General features: G+C 52.4%; 30 protein-coding genes and 1 other RNA gene. 21 read left to right on the top strand and 10 right to left on the bottom strand.

Annotated features, from left to right (window positions below; all coding sequences use genetic code 11):
• Positions 1-34: 34 nt before the first annotated feature.
• A complete protein-coding gene (locus HY845_03780; GenBank protein QQG51650.1) occupies positions 35-532 on the bottom strand; it encodes a hypothetical protein in 498 nt (165 codons plus the stop codon).
• A gap of 85 nt (positions 533-617) precedes the next feature.
• On the opposite strand from HY845_03780, the gene HY845_03775 reads away from it, so the two are divergent.
• The 4 genes from HY845_03775 (at position 618) to HY845_03760 (ending at position 2,794) form a co-directional block, all read left to right on the top strand.
• Positions 618-1,007 carry an ASCH domain-containing protein gene (locus HY845_03775; GenBank protein QQG51649.1) on the top strand — a complete coding sequence of 130 codons (390 nt, stop codon included), beginning with the start codon at positions 618-620 and terminating at the stop codon, positions 1,005-1,007.
• A 100-nt stretch (positions 1,008-1,107) separates the two neighbouring features.
• On the top strand, positions 1,108-1,929 hold the full coding sequence (locus tag HY845_03770) for a hypothetical protein (GenBank protein QQG51648.1): 822 nt from the start codon (positions 1,108-1,110) through the stop codon (positions 1,927-1,929).
• 91 nt (positions 1,930-2,020) lie between these two features.
• On the top strand, positions 2,021-2,374 hold the full coding sequence (locus HY845_03765) for a hypothetical protein (GenBank protein QQG51647.1): 354 nt from the start codon (positions 2,021-2,023) through the stop codon (positions 2,372-2,374).
• A gap of 192 nt (positions 2,375-2,566) precedes the next feature.
• Positions 2,567-2,794, top strand: coding sequence for a hypothetical protein (locus HY845_03760; GenBank protein QQG51646.1), 228 nt, complete (start codon positions 2,567-2,569; stop codon positions 2,792-2,794).
• 325 nt (positions 2,795-3,119) lie between these two features.
• Here HY845_03760 and HY845_03755 read toward each other — a convergent pair whose 3' ends face one another.
• From HY845_03755 to HY845_03745, 3 genes are all read right to left on the bottom strand, one after another.
• The gene (locus HY845_03755; GenBank protein ID QQG51645.1) at positions 3,120-3,371 is read right to left on the bottom strand and encodes a hypothetical protein; all 252 of its coding nucleotides are present in this window, start codon (positions 3,369-3,371) and stop codon (positions 3,120-3,122) included.
• A gap of 80 nt (positions 3,372-3,451) precedes the next feature.
• A complete protein-coding gene (locus tag HY845_03750; protein QQG51644.1) occupies positions 3,452-3,778 on the bottom strand; it encodes a hypothetical protein in 327 nt (108 codons plus the stop codon).
• Entirely contained in the window at positions 3,778-4,287 is a 510-nt protein-coding gene (locus HY845_03745) for a hypothetical protein (protein QQG51643.1), read from the bottom strand. Before HY845_03745 ends, HY845_03750 begins: the two co-directional genes overlap by 1 nt.
• 179 nt (positions 4,288-4,466) lie before the next feature.
• Between HY845_03745 and HY845_03740 the strand changes: the two genes are divergently transcribed.
• From HY845_03740 to HY845_03695, 10 genes are all read left to right on the top strand, one after another.
• The gene (locus tag HY845_03740; GenBank protein ID QQG51642.1) at positions 4,467-5,600 is read left to right on the top strand and encodes a type II secretion system F family protein; all 1,134 of its coding nucleotides are present in this window, start codon (positions 4,467-4,469) and stop codon (positions 5,598-5,600) included.
• Between the two features lie 7 nt (positions 5,601-5,607).
• On the top strand, positions 5,608-6,594 hold the full coding sequence (locus HY845_03735) for a type II secretion system protein (protein QQG51641.1): 987 nt from the start codon (positions 5,608-5,610) through the stop codon (positions 6,592-6,594).
• Positions 6,557-7,942 carry a type II secretion system protein gene (locus tag HY845_03730; protein QQG51640.1) on the top strand — a complete coding sequence of 462 codons (1,386 nt, stop codon included), beginning with the start codon at positions 6,557-6,559 and terminating at the stop codon, positions 7,940-7,942. The genes HY845_03735 and HY845_03730 overlap by 38 nt, the downstream gene beginning before the upstream one ends.
• Positions 7,927-8,391 (top strand): hypothetical protein, encoded by a 465-nt coding sequence (locus tag HY845_03725; protein ID QQG51639.1) that lies wholly within the window; start codon positions 7,927-7,929, stop codon positions 8,389-8,391. Before HY845_03730 ends, HY845_03725 begins: the two co-directional genes overlap by 16 nt.
• Before the next feature lie 3 nt (positions 8,392-8,394).
• Positions 8,395-9,435 (top strand): hypothetical protein, encoded by a 1,041-nt coding sequence (locus HY845_03720; protein ID QQG51638.1) that lies wholly within the window; start codon positions 8,395-8,397, stop codon positions 9,433-9,435.
• Between the two features lie 3 nt (positions 9,436-9,438).
• Positions 9,439-14,532, top strand: a complete 5,094-nt coding sequence (locus HY845_03715; GenBank protein QQG51637.1) for a hypothetical protein — start codon at positions 9,439-9,441, stop codon at positions 14,530-14,532.
• Between the two features lie 55 nt (positions 14,533-14,587).
• Positions 14,588-15,367, top strand: coding sequence for a hypothetical protein (locus tag HY845_03710; protein ID QQG51636.1), 780 nt, complete (start codon positions 14,588-14,590; stop codon positions 15,365-15,367).
• A gap of 1,006 nt (positions 15,368-16,373) precedes the next feature.
• Positions 16,374-16,512: a transfer-messenger RNA gene (gene ssrA / locus HY845_03705) on the top strand.
• Positions 16,513-17,167: 655 nt separating this feature from the next.
• Positions 17,168-17,485 carry a hypothetical protein gene (locus HY845_03700; protein ID QQG51635.1) on the top strand — a complete coding sequence of 106 codons (318 nt, stop codon included), beginning with the start codon at positions 17,168-17,170 and terminating at the stop codon, positions 17,483-17,485.
• An 88-nt stretch (positions 17,486-17,573) separates the two neighbouring features.
• Positions 17,574-17,951, top strand: a complete 378-nt coding sequence (locus HY845_03695; protein ID QQG51634.1) for a hypothetical protein — start codon at positions 17,574-17,576, stop codon at positions 17,949-17,951.
• Positions 17,952-18,045: 94 nt separating this feature from the next.
• On the opposite strand, the gene HY845_03690 is transcribed toward HY845_03695, so the two are convergent.
• A complete protein-coding gene (locus tag HY845_03690; protein ID QQG51633.1) occupies positions 18,046-18,486 on the bottom strand; it encodes a hypothetical protein in 441 nt (146 codons plus the stop codon).
• Positions 18,487-18,566: 80 nt separating this feature from the next.
• Between HY845_03690 and HY845_03685 the strand changes: the two genes are divergently transcribed.
• The gene (locus tag HY845_03685; protein QQG51632.1) at positions 18,567-19,154 is read left to right on the top strand and encodes a hypothetical protein; all 588 of its coding nucleotides are present in this window, start codon (positions 18,567-18,569) and stop codon (positions 19,152-19,154) included.
• A gap of 50 nt (positions 19,155-19,204) precedes the next feature.
• Here the strand turns inward: HY845_03685 and efp are convergent, their stop codons facing one another.
• From efp to HY845_03660, 5 genes are read right to left on the bottom strand one after another with little or no spacing between them, the layout of a single operon-like run.
• Positions 19,205-19,756 (bottom strand): elongation factor P, encoded by a 552-nt coding sequence (efp, locus tag HY845_03680; GenBank protein QQG51631.1) that lies wholly within the window; start codon positions 19,754-19,756, stop codon positions 19,205-19,207.
• Between the two features lie 8 nt (positions 19,757-19,764).
• Positions 19,765-19,974 (bottom strand): 30S ribosomal protein S18, encoded by a 210-nt coding sequence (locus HY845_03675; GenBank protein ID QQG51630.1) that lies wholly within the window; start codon positions 19,972-19,974, stop codon positions 19,765-19,767.
• Between the two features lie 6 nt (positions 19,975-19,980).
• A complete protein-coding gene (locus HY845_03670; GenBank protein ID QQG51629.1) occupies positions 19,981-20,448 on the bottom strand; it encodes a single-stranded DNA-binding protein in 468 nt (155 codons plus the stop codon).
• A complete protein-coding gene (locus tag HY845_03665; protein QQG51628.1) occupies positions 20,441-20,806 on the bottom strand; it encodes a 30S ribosomal protein S6 in 366 nt (121 codons plus the stop codon). The genes HY845_03670 and HY845_03665 overlap by 8 nt, the downstream gene beginning before the upstream one ends.
• Positions 20,807-20,854: 48 nt before the next feature.
• A complete protein-coding gene (locus HY845_03660) occupies positions 20,855-21,778 on the bottom strand; it encodes a tyrosine-type recombinase/integrase (protein QQG51627.1) in 924 nt (307 codons plus the stop codon).
• A gap of 83 nt (positions 21,779-21,861) precedes the next feature.
• Here HY845_03660 and HY845_03655 point away from each other — a divergent pair, with 83 nt between their 5' ends.
• From HY845_03655 to HY845_03630, 6 genes are all read left to right on the top strand, one after another.
• Entirely contained in the window at positions 21,862-22,437 is a 576-nt protein-coding gene (locus tag HY845_03655) for a phosphatase PAP2 family protein (protein ID QQG51626.1), read from the top strand.
• Positions 22,418-23,041: a phosphatase PAP2 family protein gene (locus HY845_03650; protein ID QQG51625.1), complete on the top strand. Its 624-nt coding sequence runs from the start codon at positions 22,418-22,420 to the stop codon at positions 23,039-23,041. Before HY845_03655 ends, HY845_03650 begins: the two co-directional genes overlap by 20 nt.
• A gap of 186 nt (positions 23,042-23,227) precedes the next feature.
• A complete protein-coding gene (locus HY845_03645; protein QQG51624.1) occupies positions 23,228-23,590 on the top strand; it encodes a hypothetical protein in 363 nt (120 codons plus the stop codon).
• A gap of 3 nt (positions 23,591-23,593) precedes the next feature.
• The gene (locus HY845_03640; GenBank protein QQG51623.1) at positions 23,594-23,902 is read left to right on the top strand and encodes a hypothetical protein; all 309 of its coding nucleotides are present in this window, start codon (positions 23,594-23,596) and stop codon (positions 23,900-23,902) included.
• A gap of 247 nt (positions 23,903-24,149) precedes the next feature.
• A complete protein-coding gene (locus HY845_03635) occupies positions 24,150-25,433 on the top strand; it encodes an insulinase family protein (GenBank protein QQG51622.1) in 1,284 nt (427 codons plus the stop codon).
• A gap of 12 nt (positions 25,434-25,445) precedes the next feature.
• The gene (locus HY845_03630) at positions 25,446-25,964 is read left to right on the top strand and encodes a nucleoside-diphosphate kinase (protein ID QQG51621.1); all 519 of its coding nucleotides are present in this window, start codon (positions 25,446-25,448) and stop codon (positions 25,962-25,964) included.

Below are 25,964 nucleotides of genomic sequence, written 5' to 3'. Positions count from 1 at the left end.
GGTTAGGGCGGAGCAATTCGGTTTTGAGCAGTCTTTAGCTCGGGTCGGGCCAGGGGACGATGAAGCTCTCTGGCAGCTCGGGCCGGGGTCCGTTGATGTAGTGCTTAACGTCCCCTCCGTGAACTCGAACGACCTGGTGAAAGTGCAGTGCTTCGAGACCAGATACTATACGTGTCCAGGCGCAAGCGTTGCCCTTTTCCCAGGGGTCGACCATCTCGCCGTTGAAGCGGAAAGTCTGAAGAGTCGTCATTGGACCGCATTCTCCATAGGTTGCGAGCTGTCGTTGTATCCAGAGGTCGACGTAGAAGTCGACTTCGTCCGTCCATAGGAACCCAATCATAAAGTCGGTGTCATCCGGGACGAACTCTTGCTCTCCTGCGGTGGAGTGGAAGCTCCAACCCTCGGCGAACTCGGCGACCATCTCAACGGCAACATCTGCCGAAAGATTATCGCGGAGCTTCTTCACGTCGCAGTCGACATAGCAGATCAACTCTCGTCCACCGAGAATCGTCAGAAGCGGGACGAAAAACATAACTGTAATGAGCCTCCTAAACTCTGCGGTGGATTATATCCTACCGAACCTGAAAAATCAATCAATTAGGGGTATAATTTCAGAAATGATTCAAGCGCCAAGCGAAGGAACAATTATTGCCAACGAACCGATTGCAGACAAATACACGCTGCCGTTTGCACCAGAACTGGTGCAGTTTATTAAAGACGGCCATAAGGCGACGACATATCGCCTCGGTTACAAATACGACTATCTTCAACTCGAAGACGTCGTTACTATTACTAACGCAGTTACTAAGGAAGTTGTCGGCAAAGCGACCGTGACCGGCAAGTCATTTACTACTTTTCAGGACTTACCGTTAAATACCCCTGGCCATGAGGCTTACCAAGACAAGGAACATCAGCGCCGGATTTTCGAGGGTTACTACGCCTACACCGGCAAGCCGATTGAAGACGACTCCAGGTTTATGGTTCTCGAGTTCGAGCTAGCGGAATAGTTGCCAAAAGAAAACGGCTTGATCTGTTGATTCTCCTGGTGACTCAGGTAAAATACACCAACGCACCTGTCTGAAAGGACAAACATCATGGGAGATCGATATGCAAGCAAATAGAGAAATGATGAACGAGGCTTGCCGCCTCATAACGCATGCTGGGATTAAGCTTAAAGAAAACTTCGGCTGTTGTGACAGCCGTTGCAAGAGCAATCCCCACGACCTAGTCACCGACCTCGACCGTTCAACGGAAGAGTTCCTCAATACCGAGCTGGAGCGCCTTTATCCCGAGATTGGTTTCGAGGGTGAGGAGTTTGGCTTAGCTCGTGCCGGAAGCGGCGACAGCCGCTGGCTGGCCGATCCAATCGACGGCACCTTCCACTTCGTGAAGGGCATTCCGCACGCCACCACGATGTTGGCGCTGCTCGAAAACGGAGTGGTAACGCTCGGCGTTATCTACAACTTCGTCACGCACGAGCTCTTTACGGCTCTGCGGGGCGGGGGCGCTTACCGAAATGGTGAGCGTATCCATGTTAGCGATCAGCCGCTTCATGGCTCGTGCGTCTCGGTTGAGATACGTCGCGATCGCGATTACGCCGCTAACCGCGAGTTCTACTACCGAATCCACGACCGAACGATGATCTACCACACCCTGAACTGTGGTTACGAGTTTGGTCTGGTGGCGTCCGGCAAGCTCGACGGGCGAATCTGCTACCAGCCTTGGGGGACGCACCTGGACTTCGCGTCCGGCTCGCTGCTCGTGCACGAAGCCGGTGGCATCGTCAGCAATATCGGCAAAGATCGGCAGTATGACGTCATGGATCTCGATCTACTGGCCGTCAACCCCGCGATTTACCGCGATCTGACGGAGGGCGATCAGGCGCTCTTCCCGATTGAGCCACTGCTCTTCAGCATCGACCCGGTCTGACCGGTTACCGAATGCCCGCCAAGGAGAAATCCAAGGCGGGCGTTTGTTTGCCGCTGCTTTCGGGGTATAGTCGTGGCAGTAGAGGTGCGAGATGCTAATTAGCTCCTTAAGCTTCATCGTTCTCGGGCCCAAGGGACCCGAGCTGACCAGTAAGAAACCACCTGGGGTGCATATCCGGCGAGACCTGGATGGCTGGTGGTTCGACGCCGACAAACCGGCCGGCAAGCAGTTGCCGCCGTATGAGTTGATACGGCAGATCGGCGAGGATTTCACCGCTCGAGCGCATGGCGATTACGGCCTGATGGGCGTGATCGAAAGTGGCAACAAGGTCCACGCAAAGAACGCTAGGCGCTTCTGCGCTGAGTACCGCAAGGCTCACCCCGCCGGCCGGCGGACAAGTCGGGCCGAGTGCGTCGCGACCCAGTGCGCGCTAGCCGCGCTGTAGTGAGCGGACACGACTATCACCCGCCCCCGATCTTCGGATCGTGGGCGGGCTTTGCTGTGTTAGACAACCCACTAGCACCCTACTCACTTCACTTCGATTATTCGCTTGACCATTAACAGGTCTACTAATAAACTATTAACACGTTTCTTGGCCCATCAGGGCAAGGGATAGTCCGACACGGAGGGAGAGGATATGGGTTCTAAAAGCCCTGCACCAACGAACGTTCTACTTCGATTCACCAACGGCTCCAGTATGACGCTGGAACAGATGTGCCCCGCGCTCTACGACACTTTGCGCCGAAACCCTGGCTGGTCCAGGGAGAACCAGGCCAAAGCAGTACGCTTGAGCGGCTGCGCTAACAAGCAGAAGCTGCTTAAAGAGCTCGCCAACACCCGAATCATCAAATGCCAGACGCGCTGAAAAGCCCTGGCCGAACCGCTACCCGCCGCTGCAATGCACCGGCGGGCTAGTCATATCAATGCCGTATTTTACCTAACTTGACAGTAGGCGTAGACTGTAACAAGTCGATCCTGCGACGTCGATCCAGACGTTGACGGGCGAGCACCAAGCGAAAGTAACCAGACGGGTCATCTCGAACCGACCCTCATTTCCTCCTCCTCAACCCCCGCGGCACCTGGCTGCGGGGGCCTCTTTATAGAGAAGACCCCGCCGGTGAGGGCGGGGCTTCAGGAGGTGTCGGAAAGTTGGTCGTGGCTTCCCTTGCGAGAAGCGAGAATGGTCGGGATCAGGCGATCACAAACGGATGGATATGTGCCTTGAGATCCGAAGACCTCAGGTATCCTTCTTGGCACTCTTGGCAAAGCTTCCTTTTTGCTTCCTCGAGCGGGATTTCTCTGACGTCGCGGGCCGCTAGGCCACAGATAGTGCGGTACCAGCCACCGCGATTCGGTCTGAGTTCCCGATCGTTGCTGAGATGAGTTGTCACTGCAGCTCCGTTAGCTTTCGGTTGACCCCCTTTGAGGTACGTTGTTTTCATAGGGTTGCTCCGAGAGACTAGAGCTATAGTTTAGAGAAATACCCCCGACAGGTCAAGTAGATTACCCCAACAAATCGCCGCTATCGAACCACGGTACCGTTGGCTACGAACTGGTCTGGGTGAAGCGCCGCCGGGCCGCCTTCGGTTGTGGAAGCGGCGAGAACCATGCCGTTAGATTCAAGACCGCGAAGAGTCCTCGGCTCGAGGTTGCAGAGCACTGGCACTTGTTTGCCAATTAACGCCTTTGGATCTGGGTAACTCGGGGCAAAACCACCAACTATTTGCCGCTTCTCCGATCCCAGGTCGATCTCGAATTTCACCAGCTTATCGGTCTCTGGCACAAGTTCGGCGCTAATAATCGTGCCGATACGAACGTCTAGTTTCTGCCAGTCCTCGATCGTAACCATTAAGCCGGGGTGGCCTCTGTTTGGGCGAGCTGGTCAAAGACCGGAGTATCGACGACATCGCGAAAAACTACCTGTCTTGGCGTGATGCTTACTAGGAATTGGCGAGGGATGATTCGCTCGTTTAAGATATGGCGCCGTAAGTAGAAACGGACAATAAAACCGGTGTCGGCGTCGAGTAGGAGATCGAAAACTTTGCCGAGCTGTTTGCCAGACTCGGTCACAGCGTTGACGCCGACGACAGGGCCAGATTCTTTAGCTATCTTGTCGAGGTTTTTAAGGTCATTGGTTATCTCTTCAGCCGAATCAATCACGACGCCCTTCGCTCCTACAGATAAGACACTGTCAATTAGTAGCCCACCAAATTTAGAAACTACGGCGCCGCGCGCCACTTGCAGGGCAAAAAGCCGCGCCTCGTCGGAACGGTAAACGCACGTATCAACCGATCCAACTTTACGGCCGGTTACGTCCACGACCGGCGCGCCCATAATACTACTCGCCTCGATTACCATCTTGCATAAAGTGTAACAGAAAACGCGGTAAGGCTTTTTAGGCAAAATGTTCTTCTAGCCAACGGCGTTGTGTTCCACTACTATTGTGAAGGGAGGGCGACACGGCAAAGAAACCGCATAAACTACATTTTCGCTATAAGGTCAAAGATGGCCACGGTAAGATTAAATCTGGCCAAGCTTTGGCGTACGAAGCTGTTTCCGTACGCAAACTTTTAGAAGAACGCGGTTACACGATCATTTCTGTTGTCGAACAAAAAAAGGGTTTGGCCCACCTCAGTATAGGTAAGGTAAACGCTAAAGATCGGTCGATTATGTACCGAGAAGTTTCGACGATGCTTAAAGCCGGCGTCGGCATTACCCAAGCGGTTGATATCGCTGCCGAAACACCAAACCGCAAGCTGAAAGCCGTGATGCGCGAAGTCTATAAAAGCTTGGAGAATGGTTTCCCGCTATCCGTGGCAATGTCCGGGCACCCCAAAACTTTCCCCGAGGTGGAGATCGGCGTTATCCGTGCTGGTGAGGCGACCGGTAATTTGAGCAAAGTGCTCGACGAACTTTCGGTGACCACGGCCCGAACCGCCGAGTTTATTAGCCGGGTCCGCGGCGCCATGATTTACCCAGCGTTCATCTTGGTGGTTATGGTTATCGTAGGGTTCGTCATCCTAACCAGAGTCATTCCGCCGATCAAAGACATCTTCGAATCCACCGGGTCCGATTTGCCGATCTCGACCCAAATGTTGCTGGCGTTTACAGATTTTCTTATTAACCAGTGGTACTACCTTATTGCCATTATCGTCGGGTTGGTCGTAGCAGTTAAACTTTTTACGCTGACACGTGCTGGCAAGGATACAGTGAGCTATTTGGCGCTAAACTTCCCGATTTTCGGCGGGTTAACCCGAGAAGTTTACTTAGCGCGCTTTAACAGAACGCTGGCTTTACTGATCGGCGCCGGCGTGCCGATTATTGAATCGGTGGATATTATTGCCGACTCAACAACGAACACGATCTTCACACGCTCGCTTAAACAGCTACGCACCTCGCTTGAACAAGGCGCGGCGATCTCGTCGACTTTGCAAAAAAGCCGTTACTTCCCAAAGCTCATGACGCAGCTTTTACTGGTTGGGCAGCAGTCCGGCGACCTCGGCGGCTCAGCCAGCACTTTGGCGGAGTATTTTGAAACCGAGGTAGACGCCAAGCTTAGGACGTTTTCTTCGCTCGTCGAACCGTTTATTATTGTCTTATTAGGAGGGGCTGTGGGCTTCATTGTGATCTCTGTACTGCAACCAATCTACAATCTAACGGGGCAGTTTTAATTAAATTATGAAGCACGAAGCACGAAGCACGAAAGCCGAAACAAACTCTAAACGTTTTAAATTTCAAATTTCGAAATTAGGTATTGTCTCAAATTTCGGATTTCGGATTTCGAGTTTACCGCGTAACGGGTTCACCCTTATCGAGCTTTTACTTGTCATCTCGATTATCGGCATCTTAATTACCCTGGTTACCGTAACCATACGCCCGATTCAGCTAAAGTCTCGTGACGCTAGACGTAAGAGCGATCTCAATCTGTACTTAGCCGGACTCGATCTATTTAAAACCGACTTTAAGCTTTATCCGAACCATACTTTTTACTTGGGCAAGAATACTACTGACACCGGTGCCGCAACCTCCAGCCTAGATCTAGGTACAGATATCGCCGGCTGTGAAGGCTTGAGCGGCGCCGGCAATCCAACGAACTTCTCTGTCGCGACGGATTTTACCACCGCTTCAAGCGATTACGACAACGCCATCTTGAAGCCAGGCTTTACGGCCGTGAACCACTTCCTGACCTGCTTAAAGTACGTCGATCGGCTAGTTAGCGACCCAACATATGGCTCAACTAGCCTCAACGGTTACCAATACCGAGTATCTTACGACTATGTTGACGTACTGGTTGGCGCAAAGCTTGAGAATACCAACGACACCGAGCCGAAGTACTTATTCAACTCTTCTGCTCAAGCGGAGAAACGCTATTACTTAGGTAGCGGCGGTACGGTGCGCCACCTTGATGACGACTCCGACTCCGACTCAGTTTTTGGGGGAACCGCAAATGAGTTCTTCTTCACAACTTTTGGCGGCTTGCGGCAGATCCTGAACGGCAAGTACCTCTATCAATGCAACGGCAAGACTGTCGCCGGCGATATTAAGCGAGACGACCGATCACTAAGTGCCAACGAGCCGATTACTTACAGCAGTAATGCCTGGCGGGCGAATACTACGACTTGCGATAATGTCGATGCCAAGCTCGATGATATCCAGAGTTGGTAAACCCATCAGCCGCTCCCCAGCCCCGCAAAAAGGCTACAGCCTTATCGAGCTTTTAGTTGTACTGGCCGTAATCACCCTGATTAGCCTGGCAAGCTTGCCGAATATCTTCGGCCGTAACGACAGGCTGAGTCTGGACACTAGCGCCAATCGAGTCCGGCAGCTCTTAATCGATGCCAAGACAAGATCCTTAGCGCCTACGGGCAAGGATACAGGGGCTCTCGGGCAAGTTTACCAAGTTTCAATCGGGGACTTTAAATCCGGTCAAGCCGCTAACTACACCTTCACTGGGTCAGCAAGCACCAATCAGCTTTACCTAGAGCGTGGGGCGGCGCGCTGCGATCCTAGCGATACTCAAAGCGGCTTCGCCCGTCTTCGCGAACTCAAACTGCCGCGTAATATTTACATCTCCTCGTTTTTCCCTGCCAACTACGCAGCAGGTGACGTCAAGGCGGTGGTGCGTTTCACGGTTGGCAAGATCGGCTTCAACTGCGGTAACGCCTCAAACCCCAATATCGACTCGACCGACTTCAATAACGCCTCCTGGATAGGCAAATTGTCCAAATCTGCTGGCGAGGCACGAGCACGTTACCTAGTAATAACTGTTAGTGCCCAAAAGTTAACCGAAAAACGCTACGTCGTTATCGATCGGCAAACCAGCGAGATAACTGTCGCCAAAGTTAATCCTCAGGACTTCTTTACCGCGTTTTCCGACAGTCTGAAGCCGAAGTGGAGTGACGTAGGCATCGATCAAGCTGACTTCATATTGAACTTGCGTTGCGGTAACGGCGGCCCCAGCGTCGTCACGCTAAGCTACCCCCGGGCTGAGGATCGGGTCACTGACCCAAATGACCCGGATCCGAACCTAGCAGTCTACTACGACATAAGCTGGCAAGTTAACGGCGAGATGGCTAACGGCCAGCCGCTGTTTAGGCCGCTGGCGATCCGCTACTTTTACGATATCCGTCCTGGCTTTGAAAGGGTTCAGTACACCTTCGAGACGACTTTGATATCGGTGTCGCATCAGCAGTTCCAGGTGGTAGTCAATGTGGCCGCCTCGGATGAAGCCGGCAATCTTCAGGACCCGTATCAAGCAGCGTTTGATGTCGAACGTCAGCGACAGAAGACTTTCACAATTGACTGTGGCCAAGGAAGCGTCAAGGACGAAGACGATGTCGTTGATCTTGATGATCCGACCGATCCAGGGGTGATCCTCTACAACTGTGCGCAACAGCAGGCTTATAACCGAAATCGTTTTGGTCGAGTTGCTGACCTGAGGGGAATTAGAAATATTTATCAACGGTGGCGCTTAGCGATACCTACTGAGGGGCAAGAATGCACCACGATCTAGCTAGGCGTAAAAAGGCTTTCAGCCTGATTGAAGTTGTCTTCGCGGTCAGCTTTTTGATTATGGTTGGAGTGGCGATGTCGTCGCTAAACTCAGCCGCTTCCCGTCTAGTAACTACCGCCGAAACTAAAGGCGCGGCGTATGCCTTGAACGAGCAGAGCCTATCGTATGTAACAATTCTCCGCGAGAGCCTGGGCGACACCTTCAAGCAAACGTATGAAAGCTCCTGCGTGCTTGGGGAGACTTGCTACGTGGCCTGTTCACAAGATAACTTAGCCCAAAACTGCACCTTGAACGCCGATCCTAAACCCGTGCAGCTAGGTCGTAGTCGGTTACAATTTGTGCCGGAAATTAATGTGATTAATACCGGTAATAACTATCTTGTGGTTGCTAAAACGACTTGGGGTAAAGGCGCTAACAGGAGCGTTGTCTCTAGCCAATTATTGGAGTAAGCCATGAAAATTAAGCCAAGTTTTACGTTAATCGAGATCGTTGTCAGCATCGGGCTTTTTATGGTCGCCGTCACTGTGGCGCTAGTTGCCACAGTCGGCACAAACAGCCTCGTCTCTCGGACCGATGCCCGCTCTTCAATTACTGAATCAGCTCGTTCAGTCACGGACACCATGCGGCGGATTGCCTCAAATGCACCTGTAGGCGCCGTCGATTTGCAAGGCTATTACACAAATCCCGATGCTTTTGCTGGTGTTCGTATTGAGGCCTTTTCAACGGCCCAGAACCGCAATACCTGTGAAGTCGTTGGCCGCGCTAAAGCAGCGGTTGACGCTAGTAACCAAGAGCTATACACCATTGACACTACTGGCGACACTATCGCTTACTGGGTTTATAAGGTCGATTCAGCCTTGCAATGCCCAGACCTAGCAACAATGCCGATTTACCAAAATCGCCTTTCGAGTAAGCAGGTGAAGGTGACTAATTTTCAAGCTCAACTTAACTCATATGATTGCGATCCGTCAGCTAACTGCGCCACAAAGCAACAGCTGCGCTACTCCTTCACCTTAGAATTAACCTTGCAGCAAAGCGGACGAGCTCAGGAGACAAAAACTTCGTCGACGACAGTCACGAGCGCTCTGCCTATCGGCCTTATCGGTACGGGGATTATTCCGGTTAATATCGCCACCACAGCGATGCCAAACGGCACTGTCGATGAGCCGTATAGTAAAGAAATTATCGGCGAGGGTGGTAAGCTGCCTTACTCTTGGAGTCACACTGGCAACCTGGGATCTTTCCCCAACCTCACTCTTACACAGCAGGGCAATAAGTACGTATTGCAGGGTACGCCTACTGTCGCAGGAACCGTAAGTATCACCGTCACTCTGCGCGATAGCACCAATCCCCAGTTGGTTGACGTTCAAGACTTAACGTTTGAGATCGCCGCTGGCGGCGGTGGAGGTGGCGGCGGTGGTGGAGGCGAAGAGGGTGGCGGCGAAGAGGGCGGAGAGGAAGCGCCACCGCCAGGGCCACCTGGGCCAACTTAAGCCATGAATAACTCGACCTTAAAACCTGGCTCAATTTTGCTTTTAACCGTGATGGTTATCGCTGTCCTGACAACCACCACCCTTGGCGCTGTGGCAATTCGTTTCGACCAATTAAGCTCGACAGACAAGATTAATAACTCCGCCGTTGCCAAACTTGCCGCCGACTCGGGACTAGCCAAACTCAAAGAGAAGCTTGAGTTAGGGACGGCGGTTGACCCGACGATTTACGATCTCGACAAAAACCAAGAAAGTACCGGGGTTGATCTAACGAAATACAAACCAAGTCCGCGCAGTATCGTTAGTAGCTACGAGAAGGCCTCAACCGCCCTACCACGCTGCTTATCGGTAGCCGTACTCTCGCCGTGGACTAACGGCGGTAAGTATTTGTTCCAAGATGACGACCCGTCTAACCCGGCGATGATTTTCTATTACGCTAATATCATTAACGATACGCCGCTCGGCTCCATTCCTGAAAACGGCTCAATCAGTGCCGAAAGTGACAAGCTTTTGCCGATAAGCGAGCTAACCAAGATGGGGCATTTCTATAACCCGTACGCGCCGGCCACAGAGCAGCAGAGCTACAGGGGGTACTGGACAATTAAAATGGGTGGCCCAGAAGATGAGTTTCTGACGCGTAAAAATACTGACAGCTCTGGCTCTTACTACGAGGGGCTAGATTTCCTGTACATTCCCTACCTGCCGCGCTGGGTTGATACGGCGTTAGTGACAAGCGGCGGCTCCACAACTGGAGTAGATCGGATCAGCGCCAACGATATTAAAACCCAGTTTGAGTCAACGATCAGAAATAATAACTTCAAGGTTTGGCTAGACGCCTCAGTCAAGGACAACGTTTTACAAGAATACGGTTTGGGCGATCTATTCACCGATAGCAATGAGTACCGAGTAAGCTGGCTTCAGCCGTCGTTATGGAACGATTTGCCGGAAGAGGACCTAGGGGGCGCCTACAAGACGGACGACATCAACGACACGCCAAATAAGCCTTGGGTAAAAAAGAATCGACCGGTCCTAACTGGCTCAAGCGGCAGTAATAACTGGGACGTGGATATTGTCCGAGGCAGCCGGCCGTTCTCGTTCGTTAAGCTGGCCAATAGCCAGAACGGCGTTCAGCTCACTCCAGGCGCGACAATAACAGGCCTTCTCTACGGCTCGATGGAAGGCATTCGTCTCAATAAAAAACTATCACTTACCGTCTTGCAACGTGGCCAGAAGACGCCGTTACTGCTGGAACAGCGCTCCAGCGACCAAGGCAAACTTTACGAAGCATCGGTGACAGAAGTTAGCGTTGCCGGCAATACAACAACAGTTAAGATCAAGCTCGGCCCGAATTCGTATCATACGCCCAATAAGATCGGCGGTTCCGCCATCACGTGGGGGGATCTAGACTCGATCGTACTAACCGGAAATAACGCCCAGTTTTCGACGAAAATTTCTATGAGTGGCTTGACTATAAACGATAACGGTAACGACGGCATTGACCTATCCCTGAACGGTAGCTCTAGTTGCACGATTAGCGCGACGCTGTCGGCTTGCCCGGCGGTCGGCGACGTTGTCAGCTTAAATAAAACTGGGGCCACGCCTTTCTGGGGTCAAGTTAAAAGTGTTAACTTCGCCGGCACCAGCATCAACGGCTTCACAATTGACCGGGCTCGAATCTATCCGAAACCTGTTCGCCACCAAGCAGCGGTAGCTTACTCTACTGACGGCGGCGTCACGCCGATGATCGCTTATTACGGCGGCGAAATTTCGATGAATGATTACGACGGCGGCTACAACTCTGAGTCAGACGAGCTCTGGCTCTATAATCCGGAGGCTGACCAATGGATTTACCCGAGTCAAAGCACGGTAACCCCACCGGGTCGGAAAGCTGGCTCGTCGTTAGTTTATGACGAACAGAACAAGCGACTGGTCCTATTTGGCGGTTATTATCACGAAGGTGTTGCCGTTACCGATCCGCCCGGGCAGATTAATTGCGAGGTCTCGCAGGCGTATTGTTTGGGCACTAACCAAGCTGGCTTGCGTGTTGCTAAACGGGTCACAAACGACATCTACGCCTATTCTCTAACTGGCAATTCCTGGGAGAAGATTAACTACAACTTCGACGCAACAAAGAAAATCCAAAATAACGATAGTTATAAAGTGCGCGTTGTTTCAACTTTAGCGGACCGTTCCGGCCTGGAGCGCTGGAGATGGCAGCCGCGGGCGGACGCGACCGTGCCAATCAACCTAAACGTTAATGGCACCGATGCTACAACTATCAAAATGTCACCCAGCGCTGCTGGGCTTGCGGTTGGCGACGAGCTATACATTTTCAGCCGCGCACCCTACTTTAACGCTTGGGCCAGGGTGACGGCCGTCAATTACCCCAACGACACCGTGACTATTGTGGCGCACGGTAATATCCGTGGGGCAGCATCGATCGTTCTTCAAGAATTGTTTATGCAAGTTGTAACTCGACAAGCCGCCGCTGATACTTGTACTGGCAGCACGGCAGGTGGTTATTACACCTGTGATCTTAGTGGAGATGGCACCGGTTACGCGGTTGGGGATCAAGTGGTTCTAGAGAAGTACCAGGCAGGTAAGATTGACCAGGTGTTAAGCGGCTACATTAGCCATATAAAGACAGATGGCACGCTATACTTTGCTTTTGATGAACGCCGAGCCGAACTGAAAGACTTTCGCGACAATACGGATGCGGCGTCAAAGTTTGCCGGCGATTCGGCGATGGCTTTTCCGGTCGGTCGTTACGGCGCTGCGATCAACATTAAGCCTGGCGACCCTCAGGCTAACAAACAAGTTAACTATCTCTTCCAGGGATACTCCAAAAATATTGCCACCAATATTCGTTTCAACGAGATGTGGGAGGCGGAGTTTAATAACGGCGTTGCGAGCGGCGAAGCTAGCGTTGCTTGGGGAACCAAGCCTAAAGCGATGTCTAACCCGGCGCCTTCAACTAACGACGACTACAACTTCAAGGTTATTAAGCCCAGTTTCGAAGCCCAAATCTTTACGCCCCAGAACGGCGCCAGCGCTCCCGAAATAGCCAAAGTTGCCTCAACCGATCCCAAGACCGGAGCGCAAACTTTGAGTTGGAACAATACACAGCCATGTATCATGAACCAATCGTGTTGGGACCTAACGATCGCGACTAGCGGTGGTGAGAGCATCGCGCCGAGCCGCCTGGTTACTGGCGCCTATGTGACGATTGAGCGTGAAAACGGTCCGGACGGACCTAACCCAAACGTCCGCGAAACATTTCATGGCATTATCGTCAGCACCTTTACCGGCAGCTACGACAACACCATTATCCGCCTGAGGCATAACCCAGGTAATCCAAATGATTCCGGGCTCAAGACGCATAGCAAAAACGCCAAACTGTCGATATTCAGCTACTACCGGACTGACTACGCGATCTACGGGGGTACTGACAAGATACGCTGGTCATCTGGTGGTTACCTAAAGCTCCGCAACCTGTCGAGCGATGAGGTGAACAAGTTGCCCTCGTCAGGAATGGCGGTAATGTTTTGGCGCACTATTGGTAACAACGATCGCATCGAGGCGTATACAATGACGGTTAAGAATAAAACTTACGAAGCGGGTGTCAACGAATTTCGCCTCTATCCCGACGATCAGCCGTACGCCAGTCCGGCACCAATTGCTTACGGTAGTAACGCTGTTGTATCACATAACGGTAACGACGCGTTCGCCCTTTTCCTGGCTGAGTATCAGCTCTCAAGTTATGGCCAAGGGGCTCCTGAATGGTATGCCAACGCCAAAGATAATAACCCTCTATGGCAGATCCGCATTTCTGACACCGATAACGGCGCTCAGGAAGTTAACGACCGGCCAAGCCCGCGCCAAGCAGGAGGTTTCGGTAGCACCTACAACAAGGGCAGTACCAAGAGTCAGATCTTCGCCGTCGGAGGCACCTACGGCCGCTACGCCGACCTTTGGAAGATGGATCACGCTGGCAAGATGAACGGCAGCGAAGACATACGCTGGATTATCGGCAAGGCCTCACCCGACGGTAGCAAGGATCTGCCGAATATGTTTGGCGGCAGTTTAGTTCTGTACGAAAAGGATAACCTTGTCAAAGCAGTGCATTTCGGTGGCAAACTGAAGTTCGATGGCTCCACTAGCGATTACGGTAAGTATATCGGCCCCAGATTACTCGGCGAGCCCCAGTGGGAGACGTTCTCCAAGCCGGATAACGCGTATTATCTGCCCGACAACTCAACGGTAGATGCCGCGGGGATGGTTAACACAGTATTCAATAATTTCACCCAAACTGGCGATGTCGGCGACACTAAGAACTCCTTCAAACTGATTCCCGGGGGTATCACTAGCGGCAACACTAAGGTGTGTTCCTATGTCGGTCAGGACTGTCAGCCCGGTGACAATGACAGCTCGCCGCTGCTGCGCCACATCGGACTGCTAGGAAGAATCTCCGACACTAACGGTACTTATGGTGGTTATTCTTGGGGCTCTACGAAAGCTGTCCTTAACCCGGGTAGCGCATTTCGTAATCAGAATGCTGACGCTCGAATGATTATGGGCGCTTCGTCTTACTCCGCTTCAACCACTAACGGCCGCTCGGACCAGGACGGTTACTATCCGTACTTATGCGACACCGGCAACGGTTGTGCCGGCGCGCCTTACGGGAAAACAACCACGAACTACACTTCAGATAAAACTATGATGATTGCCGGCTTCACCACCTTCTCCGGCGCGAACCAGGGTGGGGCGATCCTTGTGACGGGAGCAGGTATCGGCACAGCTATTGCTGCAGGACGAGGAGGTTCAAACGATGCTAGTGGACGCTGGTACAGCTATTGCTCCGAGTATTACTATAACGACACAGGCGAAGGTAATGACGATTTCGAGTGCAAGTCAAACGCTACTCGCTATCTTAGCTGGCTTCCTGACCCTGAAGATTTGGTTTTCATGTTCAACTCGACTTTGACACTTTCCTCCACCGACACATACAAGGTAGTTGGTTATCACGGCGGCGCTAAGCGTGGCTATCAAGTCGTTAAGCAATTCGGCCGCGACCCGGTGGTCTACGAGATTGTGCCGTAACGAAGCTCGATGAGCACTCTTTTTTAGTCGGGCGTTTCGCAGTAAACTGCTCGTAATGGAACAGGCGTTAATCAAACTCGGCCTTAGCGAGAAAGAGGCCAAGGTCTACCTCGCAACGCTCGAGCTCGGTGAGGATACCGTCCAAAACATCGCCAAGAAATCGGGCGTGAACCGGGCAACCACCTACGTCATCTTAGAGCATCTTATGGGTTTGGGGCTGGTCAGCTCAATTGAGCATGACAAAAAGACTAAATTTATCGCCGAGAGCCCCACTGAACTAGGCAATATCCTCGAGGAGCAGAAACGGGAGATTGACGGTCGCCGAGCACAGCTTGATGACCTGATGAGTCAACTCATGGCCGTCTATAACACCAAGAAAGGTAAACCGATCGTGCGCTACTTTGAGGGGCCTGAAGGTCTGGAAACTCTGGATAAGCTGGGGCAAGAAAGTTTGAAGGATCGAACAGAGCAGCTTGCGATCATTCCGATCGATATCATCGAAGAAGAGTTTCCTAGCCGGCGAAAAACCGCCGTAGAGTATCGCGTTAAGATGGGTGTCAAGACGCGAGTTATCTACACTCACAAGAACGGTCCGATGCCTGATTCAGTCAACGAAAAGGAGCTTCGCGAAGCTGTCTTCCTGCCGCGGCATCAGTTCCCTATAACTGTCTCAATGCAGATTCATCCAGACTGGGGAGTGAAGTTTTATAGTTTTAAAAAAGGTAGTTACCTCGGTGTCCTAGTTCAAAGCCCGGAAATAGCCAACAACATGAAGCTCGTCTTTGAGCTTGCTTGGGAAGCGGCGCAAAAACGCCAGAGTAATCAGAAAGTATAAGCGAAGGGGCCCGTCTGAGTAGACGAGCCCCTTGGGGAATGGTCGTGGCCGTCTTTCGAGACGGCGTGCGGCTTCGCCGCAAGCAATGTGCCAGCTACACCATTTTAGGCTGATGCTGGCTTGTGCCAAATGAAGTGGACCTTCTGCAACCGTGTCGCGGGCATTCCGCCGACTACGGCAGTTGATGATCTGGCCAATGTTTCATGTACGTTCAGCTTCCCATGGTCTTCCTGAATGAGTGTCACGCTATTAGCAGCTAGCTACTAGTCGGTTCCAGAGAGCGGTAGCTGAGCCACCGCTCTCCTTCGCCGTCTGGGCTAGTCGCCCATAACGTCACCTCCTCCGGGTTCAGACCCGTAATCGTTGCGGCTTGCGCCACTACAGACGACGAGTTCCCGGAGGCGAGCCCCGGGAGTACGGATGTACCGACGGCAAGCCGCCAGTACCGTTCCCTGGGTACTCGATAGCTCAAACCTCCTTCGAAAAGATCGCCCAGACGCTCATACGAGCGTTAAGCGTGATAATCGTAGCCTACTATTATATTGATGTCAATACTTACTGACATAAAATAAATGTCACAATGTTTGACGCAGGACATGTGTATATTTCGTCAATAGTTAACAACACATACATATATAATAGTGTAAAAACATGTCATAGACTATTGACAAAGTGATGAAACAATGATACTATTCCCGTGAAGCTTAACAAATTGGTTGTCAATTGATACTGACTTTAGCCAAAAGGGAAACACGGCCGAGGCGCTCCTACCCGCAAGGGATGAGAGCGATAACGACGGAGCGAAGCGAAGGAGTTTTCCGAGCGCACGCGACGACATTCGGAGGATGTAGGCTGCCCTTAAGACTCGGGTCGGTGGAGGTAACTGATATGTTGAACCGATCACCTTTTCTTCGTGCAGGTAACTGCGCCTAGAGAAGGCCTCAGCACGTTTGACCGTGCTGATATGCAAGGAAGCGCCTTGTATGTCTGCGCGGTCAACACCGCTGGGGGCGAACGGGTTCGACAGAGGATCAAGTGCGACAGCTGGACGTGGTAGTCAATTCCGGACAAATGGCCTTAGCGAAACACCGGATGCTGTTGCAGCAGTCTTTTGGAAGCGAGTTCAATTCTCGCCGCCTCCACCAATTTACTCCGTCGAGGTTGGCGAGAAACGAATATCGTGAGTATTCTCGCCGCCTCCACCAGTTTCTGTTATCGTCGGGCGCTTTTAGGCGGCCGACGGTGGCACGGGTACCCCTCCGAAATTGGGTAGCAGCAAAGCCGGGTTGCGCCGGTAGCTGCCTAGGATCGTGACTTTAGCCAAGGCGATCCGACGACTATAGGGAGCCAAGCTTGGCTGGACCGCAAAAAGCGGCGAAGAGGTGACACGCAAACCTCATGCTCCCACCACCCTACTTGGCTCGAGCGCGACGAACGCGTCTCGAGCCTGGAATGGGAGGAATATGACTAACGCACTTCTGTATATCCCGTCCGAGATCCGAGAGATCGTCCGGTTGCTCCCTTCAAAAGAGCGAGCGGCGATCATCGCTGTCTACCGGCAGCACTCGGACCGACGAGGCGGTCGCGGGATTGTCCGGTTGCTCCCTAAAAAGGGCAGACGGCCAACTTGCTGCCCGCATTAGTCGGCTCGGGAAAACGGTTGTTGCTCCGCGGCAAAAGCAACGAGCGCCACAGGCTTTACTGGTGGGACTTGGAAGAGGGCAGTAACTTCCGTCTGTCGGGAATTAAATCCCCTGAAGAGCTGGCGAAATCCCAGCGAAACAGAGCACACATAACACAATGGCAATCCTCACGGAACCGCAAGACTTCGATGCCAGGTTCGGTTCCTGGCAGAATCCGCGCAACGTTGTCTTTACCGACACCGAAATCGCGTTTCAAGTCGCCTCGCTCTTTTGCATGTGCGACGCCTGCTGCGACCGAATGGAGTACGTCGCAAAAACCTTGGATGACGGAGGCGTTAAGCACCGCCGCGGTCCAATCGGTGATTATTTCGCCGTTCTCTTGCCCAAACCTGCCGAGGTGGAAAGCACGCCCGGAGCGATCGCCCAGTATTTAGGTTCGATCTTGAAGCTGGAAGTCGCCCCCGTAGGCATTTAGCCTTCACATCCTGCTTGAGCATCTGCTCGAGCAAGAGACTGAGAGCTAAGAACGCTCTTGCACAGTTTACAACCAGGAGAAAACCAACATGAAATTCGCCATCGCAATCCTCATCGCCATCGCGCTCGTCGGCTGTGACAGCACGCCTTCCAGCAAGCCCAGCCTCAGCGGCGTTCGGGTGTTCGGCCAGGACAACAGCCCCTACACGGGAAGCTTTGTCCGCGGCCTACTCGCCTGCGGCGCCACTCCGGCTACCAAGCCGAGCGAAGCGCAGCTGGTGGTCAGCTACGAGGCGCTGAGTAACTCGCGGGTTTCACGGATGGTGCTTGTTGTCCGTGACGCCCGTGGATCAGTGCTCAACAGCATCTGGCCCGCTTACGGCTCACTCAACATGAGCGACGACGCGATCGAGTTTGCCGAGGCCTTCGCGGTCTCACACGGTAAGCTCGAGAGCGACAAAAAGTAGACGGTTTGAGCGTAACCGCGGCAAAAACTCTCCCTTTGCTTGTTAAGGTCAAATAAGCGCTCTGTCGAACGGGTCTCAAAAGCCCGGGCGAGCATCAAAACAGGAGGAAAAACTGATGCGAAACAGCGGAGGTTGGACGTGCTACATGTCTGGGGTTGTCTTGAACAATCCCATGGACGTGTACCGCGTTCACAGCGGGCGAATCCCAGAAGGCATCCAGAACGCCGAGAAATTGGCGGGAAAGTTTGTCTGTGAGGAGCAAGCTCGACTGCTGCGACAGGCCGGTTTCGTTGTTTTCAATTGGGGCAAACACCTCGAGCGAAAGCAGGAAACTGCCAAGACGACGATCGGTGAGATGCTGGCGGCGAAAGTCGGCGGCAATCCTCTCCAAGATCTCGTTGAGGCGAAGGCTTGAAACAGCTGGCGCGGAGCTACGAAGAGCCGCGCGATGCCAAATCAAGTAGCGCTGGGAAGCGATATAAAACGTGATGAAACGTTTTCCCCGGAAATGAAACGCTCCGTTATTTCGTTTCAACTCTCCCATCCTGCCGCGAGTAGCAACTGCGGCAAGAGACTGAGGGCTGAAGCTCTCTCGAATTCACGCAAGTTTACAATATGAAGAACCTCCTCTCTCTCGTTATCGTTGCGGCGATTGCCGCGATATCTGTCGCCCAGACTAGCATTAGCTGGTTCGACATCACGAAGGGAGGACAACCCTCTCTGACTACAGCCTTCATTTCGAACGAGGGCTGGGAGCTCTGGGCGTTCGGGGCTAACAACTCTAAAACGCTCGATCTCGAGTTCGGGCAGCTCTACCCTGTGGGTAAGAACTGGCTCATCGGCGGCTACGGCGTTGTCTGGCCCTCTTCAAGCAAGCTCTTTGCTCTGCCGTTTGTGATTTACAAGGACTCGGTCCTTGGCGGCAAGCTCGTCTTGAAGCTCGGTCACTACGTCCCGCTTAACGGCGGCCCGACGATTACCTTCTCCGATGAGAGCTCGCTCTTGTGGGAAGTTCGCACGGGAATCAGCATGGGGCCAATCGTGTCTTACTCGAAGGTGAATGAGCTCAAGCCAACCATAAAATTGGGACTGACTCTACGCCTATCGAAGGGCAAAGAGACACTGGAGCTCAGCTGCCAGCCGTTTTACCTCTCCGACAGCGGAGAAACCCGCTTCCGAGTCGGGCTCACTACCCGGTTTTAGCGCACTACCAGGAATCTTTAGCCCGCCTTGAAATATAGGCGGGCTTTCCTTTACGCCCGAGAGTCGTACTGGCCGGTTTCCGTATTGATAATCAGTTTATCGCCGGTTTTAACAAAGAGCGGCACCTGGACGACGGCGCCGGTCTCGAGCGTCGCGTTTTTGGTCGCGGTGTTAGCGGTGTTACCTCGAACGGCTGGCTCAGCTTCGGTGACGATCAACTCAACTTTTTTTGGTAGCTTGACGCCAATCACGCGATTTTGCCAACTTTGCAGGTCAACGCTGGCGCCGTCTTTCAAGAAACGCGAAGAAGATTCAGCCATCGGCGCTTCAACCTGTTCGTAAGTGTCGGAGAACATAAAGTGGCCCGCTTTACCCTCGGCGTATAAGAACTGGGCGTTGCGATAGCTAATCTCAACCTCCTCCAGGCGCTCGTCGCCAGCAAAGGTATAGTCGATCACGGCACCGTCAAGCAAGTTACGTAGTTTGGTCTGAAGCTTGGCGCCGCCACGCCCCATCTTTAAGTGATTGGCCTGCAAAACGTCGTGGGGAGCCCCACGAAACAAAATTTTAGACCCAATACTCACTTGGCCTAAAGCTAACATGATAAAAGTTAACGCTTAACGAAAGGCAGGATGCCTAAGTAGCGAGCCCGTTTAACAGCAACGGCCAAAGCCCGCTGATGCTTGGCGCAAACACCAGTTTCACGAGCTGGTTTGATTTTCCCCCAACCGCTCAGAAAGCGGCTCAGAAGTTCGGTGTTACGGTAGTCGATCTCTTTTATTTGGTTTTTTGAAAAGTAACAGTCAACTTTGCGTTTCATCAGTGTTTAGAACGGTATGTCGTCGAGGTTGATCTCGTCAGCACTTTCTTTCTCCTCTTTTTTATCTTCTTTCTTGGCTTTCGGGGCTGGTTTCTCACGATCCTCGTCGGTTGCCTCGGCGATATTGAAACCGGTGCCGTCGCCTTTTGGAGCGAGCGGAATAAAGTTATCGGCAACTATCTCCGTCTTCTGCCGTTTAACGCCATCTTGGCCTTCCCAGCTGGTGGTCGAAAGACGCCCCTCAACGTAAACTTTTTTGCCTTTGGAGAGCATTTGGCTAGCTAGCTCGCCTAAACGGCCCCAGACGGAAATTTCGTGGTACTGAGTGTCTTCTTTCATGTTGCCGTCCTTGTCCTTCCAGCGTCGATTTGTCGCCACGGCAAAGTTAGTGACGGTCTGGCCGCTCGGTAGCGTGCGGACCTCGGGGTCTCTAGTTAAGTTACCTAATACTTCGGCCCGATTTAAGCTAAACATTTGTCTCTTCTCCCTCTGTTTCGGTTCGCCCTCGACCTCGGCGCGAGGAAACCTCGTTCGGGTCGGCGGCCCACCTAGTTAGTAAATAACGCTTGATGTTGGTGTTACCGCGCAAACTTTGCTCGGTACTTTTAATCATTTCCGGAGCGGCTTCAAAGAAAACCGATACAAGTTGTAGGTTGTGATTTTTTAGGATAGGAAAAGCCAGGTGACGTTCGCCTAGTTCCTCTGTTTTAACGACTTTAGCCCCGGTTTCGGTCAGCTCTTTAGAGATTGTGGAGAGTGTTTCGACCTGCTCGACAAGCATAGTCAGCAAATAACGCTCTGTCGCGGTCTCGGTTGGTGTTTCGGTCATCATTGCAACTAATTATATCGCAACAGAAGTAACCCATCAAGTGTCGCGACGTCAGTCCGACGTCTTGTTGGTACTAGTTTTGTGGAATCGCTGGTGGGTTTCGCGTAGGTTTTTGTCGGTGACGTGGGTGTAGATTTGGGTGGTGGTGACTGACGAATGCCCGAGCAGCGCTTGGACCGATCGTAAATCGGCGCCGTTTTGCAGCAGAAGGGTAGCAAAACTATGGCGGAGCTTGTGCGGGGAAACTGGTTTAGTAATACCGCTAAGACGAGCCCTTTGGTTCAAAATCCGTTGAATACTGCGGACGCTTAAACCGCCTGTAGCCTTACTGTCGGCCGCAGCGTTTTTATAGTGCCTAATTAATAAGTATGGGTTGGTGTCTTGGCGGGTCTTCAGATAGCGCTGCAGGGAAGACTGGGCCTCGTCGCTCAAAAAAACCGGTCGGACCTTGCCGCCTTTACCGCGGACACTGAACTCGCCTCGTTTCAAATTCACTTGGCTTCTTTTAAGCGAAGTAAGCTCGCTGACCCTGAGGCCACTGGAATAGAGTAAATTAATCATGGCCTGATCGCGCAATGTTGTTAGGGTCGGCTCGGCTTCACCTATCTCTAACAAACGCTCGATCTCTTCTGGCTCAAGGAAATGAATCTGACGTTCGGCAACCTTAGCCAGCTCAATTCTATCCGGTGCAATGACCTTAACGTCACGATTAATTAAGTACTTCAGCAGGGCTCGTATGGCGATGAGGTAATAGTTGATCGTTCGGTGAGTGAGGTTGCTTTTATCGTTTAGAAACACTTGGAAATCAAGAATGTCATCACTCGTTAAGTCCTCAACACGTGCAACCTTGTTTTCGTCGCACCAAGAACCGAGTACGCCAAGATAGTGCGAATAGTTACGTATTGTATGCGGCGAGAAGCCCCTAGTGGCGCTACAGTAGCGTAGGTACTCCTTGATTGCCCTCTCCAGTTTCATCGGCTACACTTTAACACGTTAAGTGGCGAAACGCCGGGTAGAATTGAGCTGTTCGGTCTGGACAGTTATATAAGGAGTAAACGATGGGATTGCTGCAAGTTGATACCGAACTAACGACGCGCCTTTTCCACTGGGTCTCAGCGCATCCTGCCCTCCAACAAGTTTTTCTAACCACAGCTAGCGCTTTCGTTTACGTGCTGCCGCTAGCCCTCCTGTGGCTGTTTTTCCGTACCAAAACAGACCGCCTTAACAGTATTAAAGTTTTCTTGGCAGCGATTCTTAGCTGGCAGGTCTTGACCAACGCGGTGGGTGGTTGGCTGTACGGCGCTTATGGTTTTCGCGACCGACCGTTTGCGCTCGACGGCTACCAAGAATTATTTTTCGAGCGGCCGCAGAAGGCCTTTCCATCTGATCACGCCGGCGTGCTAACAGCGGTAACGTTGGCATTCTTTGCTTACCGCTACCCAAAACTAGGGTGGCTTTTTCTAGTCGGTGGAATCGTGACCAGCTTTGGTCGAGTCGCCGTCGGCTTCCATTATGTCGGCGATATCATCGGCGGAATTGCTATTGGCGGCATTGCCTATGGCATTATTCGCTTGCTTGATCGTCCGCTTGACCGTATCTTGGAGAAGATTTTCCATGGCACCAACCCAAGCTAAGACAGAGCCAAGCACTGACTTTAAGCGGACGCTAGCCGTCTGGATCTCCAACGCCTCAAACCCAGTCTTATTAGTGGCGGTAAGCCTGATATATATCACCAATCGCTACGTTGACGAATTACAAGAAGTGATTGGCTGGTCGATCACCGGCCTGACCCTAATCGTCATCGCGCCAGCGTTAATATATCTGTTGGTTAGCCGGCAGTACGATAAGAAAATCGACATGGACATTACCAACCGAGCCGATCGGCCGCTACCGTTAATGCTGGCGTCCCTCGGTGCCTTGGTCGGTGGCGTCATTGTCAGTAATCGCCTCGACAGCCCTAACTTGCTACTGATGAGCCAAACGCTAGTGGCGATGCTCATGGTTCTGACTGTGATTTCCCTGGTTTGGAAGATCAGCATTCACGCTTCAACCATGGCGGCGTTAGTGACATTGCTTGTGATCTTTCGCGGCCGAGATCTTCTGCCGCTTTACCTGCTCTTGATACCGCTAGCCTGGGCACGATTAGAGTTGAAACAGCACACAATTGCCCAACTAATCGGCGGGGCGATGCTCGGCGTGGCAGTGACGTACTTTGCCTCGGCGCTGTTACGAAACTAAATTTCTAAATCTTGAACCGGAGTTGGCGGCGTGGCAGGTACTGCCGGAGCGGCAGCTTGAGGTGTAGGCAAGGGGGGACCATCTACCGAGTCAGCATCTGTTTTTGGCGGCTCATCAAACGGGATACTGACGCTCGGAGGGGCTGATACCGGCGCAACGGTCGGCGGCACTGCTGCAGGGACGGTGGTGTTAAAAGGTGGTGTTCCAGAATTCGTTGGCGGAGCTGAAGCGGCAAGCGGCGTGCTTGGGGTAGGTGGCGTCGGAGCAGGTTGGCTTGGTGGGGTCATCGGAGGAACGCTAGGCGCTACGGTAGGTGGGTTAACGGGGGGAGCCATCGGGGGCGTAGTAACTGCTTTCGGTGGAATTGCTGGCGGTGTTGCGGCTGGCACAGAGGATGGGACGGGCGAATTAGCGACTGCTTTTGGTGGCAAACTTGTTGGACTAGGAGCCGCAGGAGGTGTGCTTGACGGTCGAGGTGGCAGGATTGGCCACGGAGATGTTTGGCGTTTTGGTTCTTCTGGCCGAGCGAGGTTCATTGGCGACGGTTGATTGATGGCTGGCTTTTCCCCGGTCCAGGAAGGGTCAATAATAGGTTTGCTGACCACAGTCTGTGTTGGTGGCGTGGGTTCGGCAATTGGCGGCGTAAAGTTGGTAGTTGGCTTTGGTGCTGGCGGCGAGGACGGCGTAAAGGGCGGCTTAACGGGGGGTTTTGGCAGTTCGGGCGCTAACTTTTCGCTCGGTAGTCGAGAAGACTCCGCAATCGGCTGGCGCTGTGGCTCTTGTTTTGGCGGTTGTGGCTTATCGGCTTCGCTAGACAACGCTTCGTGGCTGACAGCGCCGTTCATTAATTGCTCTAAATAATGGATACTTATAAGGGCAATCGCCGGTTTACCGCCTTTGGTAAGAACATACAAACCATCTTCAGAGTTCTCTATATCGGTAACGATACGGCTAAAATTATCACGGGTGTCCGTGAGTGGCACTATTCTGTCAATCGGAACGTTGATCCCTCCCATGTCTTCATTCAGCGTAAAACAGCCCCTCCCTAGTGTCAACCGATACTCCAAGGAGTTGTTCGTTCTAAACCCTCCCTATATACTAGCCACACATGACAGAAATCGTGCCAAAACGTTGCACGCTCGAAAATGGCCTCAAGGTCGTAATTCATCACCAACCGGGCCGGCGCTCCGTGACTAATTTCTTGGCGATCCGCTCTGGATCGCGCTACGAAACCGCGCAGAACAACGGCATCGCTCATTTTTTGGAGCACCTAGTTTTTAAAGGGACCGAAAAGTACACCGACAACGAGGCGGTCGCAAGCGCCATCGAGGGCGTTGGCGGGACGCTGAACGCGTGGACGGACTTTGACCACACGGCCTATTGGAACGTCGTGCCCCAAGAAGAGTGGCAAGTTGGCGTTGATTTGAACGTTGAGCTGGCGTTTAAGGCCTTGCTCAGACAAGAGGATCTGGAACGAGAACGGGGCGTAATTATCGAAGAAATTCGTATGCTCCAGGACGATCCAGCGCGTTACGTTCACGACTTGTCGACGGAGCAGATGTTCAGTGGCCACCCGCTCGCCCAGCAAATAATCGGCAGCGAAAAGACCGTTCAAGACATGAGCTTGCCGCAGTTTAAAGATTACCGTTCTCGGTACTACGCCCCATCGCAAGCAGTTTTTGTCGTCGTCGGTGACTTAGACGAAGCTTCGGTAGAGGCTCACTTGCGGCAACAATTTAAATCACTCGAACCACGTGAGCTGACTGTTCCCGAACCATGGCAAGGTCAAAGCAAAGCCGCGATTCGCGTTTTGAATAAAGCAACCGATCAAACCCACTTCGTGCTTGGCCTAGCTGACGATAAGCTAGGGCTTCAGTCTGCTCGTGAGCGCTATGCAGTGATGTTACTTAATACGATCCTCGGACAAGGCATGAGTTCGCGATTATTTATGAATATTCGCGAGAAAAAGGGGCTTGCTTACGCCATACACTCTCATTTTAGTTCGCTGGAAGATGCGGGGGCATTGACGGTCTACGGTGGCGTTAACACAGCCAAAGTTGAGCTGGCGCTACAAGCTTTAATGGAAGAGCTTGAAAATCTTAGCTCCAAACTCGTTCCGGCCGCCGAACTGGAACGAGCCAGGCGCCATCTTATTGGCACGCAGGAGATTCAAGCTGATCACGGTCTAAATTTGGCCGTTTGGTACGGCACGGACTGGTTGCTCGGACGTTGGGAGACGCACGAAGAGGTTCGCCGGGGTTTGCTGGCAGTGACTAGTGACGAGATACAAAGCTTAGCCCGCAGGATTTTCAAACCCTCCTGCCTCACGTTGGTGGTAATCGGACCGCACGAGAAGACAGAGACCTTTGCAGGAATCCTCAATAACAGGTAGAATGAACCCGTAATGCATATCGAGCAAACACTGGTACTGCTAAAGCCAGACACCATCGAACGCGGTTTAATCGGCCGTATTATTAGTCGTTTTGAAGATCGCGGTCTTCGCGTCGCTGGATTAAAACTTTTGATTGCGACGCCTGAATTAGCACGGGCACACTACGGAGATTTTGTGGAGCGCTATACGCCTAAACTCGGCAAAGAAAAGTCGGAAAGTATTATTAAAGAGATGACCGGATTTCTAACTTCCGGGCCGATTATTGCCATGGCTATTGAGGGAGTGGAGGCAGTCAAAGTAGTTCGCAAGATTGTTGGGGCGACTTATCCTGACGAAGCACCAGCTGGAACAATCCGCGGCGACTTCGCCCACGTCTCACAAGCCTACGCTAACAACATCGGTATAACAGTTAAGAACTTAGTTCACGCCTCCGGATCCCTGGAAGAAGCCAAGGTTGAACTGGGCAATTGGTTCAAGCCAGAAGAGATTTGGGATTACAAAACCGTCCATCATAAGCATACGATAGTTTAG

Source organism: Candidatus Berkelbacteria bacterium (genome assembly GCA_016432625.1).
In the GTDB taxonomy this organism is placed as follows: Bacteria; Patescibacteriota; UBA1384; order 2-12-FULL-50-11; family 2-12-FULL-50-11.
Note: the sequence above shows the minus strand (reverse complement) of the source record. Positions and strands in the feature narration are given on the sequence as shown.

What these genes read in the sequence shown, in the direction of transcription:
- HY845_03700 (QQG51635.1), top strand. Translation starts at nt 17,168, where the DNA reads ATGGCAATCCTCACGGAACCGCAAGACTTCGATGCCAGGTTCGGTTCC.
- HY845_03650 (QQG51625.1), top strand. Translation starts at nt 22,418, where the DNA reads ATGGCACCAACCCAAGCTAAGACAGAGCCAAGCACTGACTTTAAGCGG.
- HY845_03745 (QQG51643.1), bottom strand. Translation starts at nt 4,287, where the DNA reads ATGGTAATCGAGGCGAGTAGTATTATGGGCGCGCCGGTCGTGGACGTA.
- HY845_03675 (QQG51630.1), bottom strand. Translation starts at nt 19,974, where the DNA reads ATGAAACGCAAAGTTGACTGTTACTTTTCAAAAAACCAAATAAAAGAG.
- HY845_03780 (QQG51650.1), bottom strand. Translation starts at nt 532, where the DNA reads ATGTTTTTCGTCCCGCTTCTGACGATTCTCGGTGGACGAGAGTTGATC.
- HY845_03660 (QQG51627.1), bottom strand. Translation starts at nt 21,778, where the DNA reads ATGAAACTGGAGAGGGCAATCAAGGAGTACCTACGCTACTGTAGCGCC.
- HY845_03640 (QQG51623.1), top strand. Translation starts at nt 23,594, where the DNA reads ATGGCTGGCTTTTCCCCGGTCCAGGAAGGGTCAATAATAGGTTTGCTG.
- HY845_03730 (QQG51640.1), top strand. Translation starts at nt 6,557, where the DNA reads ATGTCGATGCCAAGCTCGATGATATCCAGAGTTGGTAAACCCATCAGC.
- HY845_03735 (QQG51641.1), top strand. Translation starts at nt 5,608, where the DNA reads ATGAAGCACGAAGCACGAAGCACGAAAGCCGAAACAAACTCTAAACGT.
- HY845_03655 (QQG51626.1), top strand. Translation starts at nt 21,862, where the DNA reads ATGGGATTGCTGCAAGTTGATACCGAACTAACGACGCGCCTTTTCCAC.
- HY845_03775 (QQG51649.1), top strand. Translation starts at nt 618, where the DNA reads ATGATTCAAGCGCCAAGCGAAGGAACAATTATTGCCAACGAACCGATT.
- HY845_03725 (QQG51639.1), top strand. Translation starts at nt 7,927, where the DNA reads ATGCACCACGATCTAGCTAGGCGTAAAAAGGCTTTCAGCCTGATTGAA.
- HY845_03760 (QQG51646.1), top strand. Translation starts at nt 2,567, where the DNA reads ATGGGTTCTAAAAGCCCTGCACCAACGAACGTTCTACTTCGATTCACC.
- HY845_03710 (QQG51636.1), top strand. Translation starts at nt 14,588, where the DNA reads ATGGAACAGGCGTTAATCAAACTCGGCCTTAGCGAGAAAGAGGCCAAG.
- HY845_03770 (QQG51648.1), top strand. Translation starts at nt 1,108, where the DNA reads ATGCAAGCAAATAGAGAAATGATGAACGAGGCTTGCCGCCTCATAACG.
- HY845_03685 (QQG51632.1), top strand. Translation starts at nt 18,567, where the DNA reads ATGAAGAACCTCCTCTCTCTCGTTATCGTTGCGGCGATTGCCGCGATA.
- HY845_03670 (QQG51629.1), bottom strand. Translation starts at nt 20,448, where the DNA reads ATGTTTAGCTTAAATCGGGCCGAAGTATTAGGTAACTTAACTAGAGAC.
- HY845_03635 (QQG51622.1), top strand. Translation starts at nt 24,150, where the DNA reads ATGACAGAAATCGTGCCAAAACGTTGCACGCTCGAAAATGGCCTCAAG.
- efp (QQG51631.1), bottom strand. Translation starts at nt 19,756, where the DNA reads ATGTTAGCTTTAGGCCAAGTGAGTATTGGGTCTAAAATTTTGTTTCGT.
- HY845_03755 (QQG51645.1), bottom strand. Translation starts at nt 3,371, where the DNA reads ATGAAAACAACGTACCTCAAAGGGGGTCAACCGAAAGCTAACGGAGCT.
- HY845_03750 (QQG51644.1), bottom strand. Translation starts at nt 3,778, where the DNA reads ATGGTTACGATCGAGGACTGGCAGAAACTAGACGTTCGTATCGGCACG.
- HY845_03720 (QQG51638.1), top strand. Translation starts at nt 8,395, where the DNA reads ATGAAAATTAAGCCAAGTTTTACGTTAATCGAGATCGTTGTCAGCATC.
- HY845_03665 (QQG51628.1), bottom strand. Translation starts at nt 20,806, where the DNA reads ATGATGACCGAAACACCAACCGAGACCGCGACAGAGCGTTATTTGCTG.
- HY845_03715 (QQG51637.1), top strand. Translation starts at nt 9,439, where the DNA reads ATGAATAACTCGACCTTAAAACCTGGCTCAATTTTGCTTTTAACCGTG.
- HY845_03630 (QQG51621.1), top strand. Translation starts at nt 25,446, where the DNA reads ATGCATATCGAGCAAACACTGGTACTGCTAAAGCCAGACACCATCGAA.
- HY845_03765 (QQG51647.1), top strand. Translation starts at nt 2,021, where the DNA reads ATGCTAATTAGCTCCTTAAGCTTCATCGTTCTCGGGCCCAAGGGACCC.
- HY845_03695 (QQG51634.1), top strand. Translation starts at nt 17,574, where the DNA reads ATGAAATTCGCCATCGCAATCCTCATCGCCATCGCGCTCGTCGGCTGT.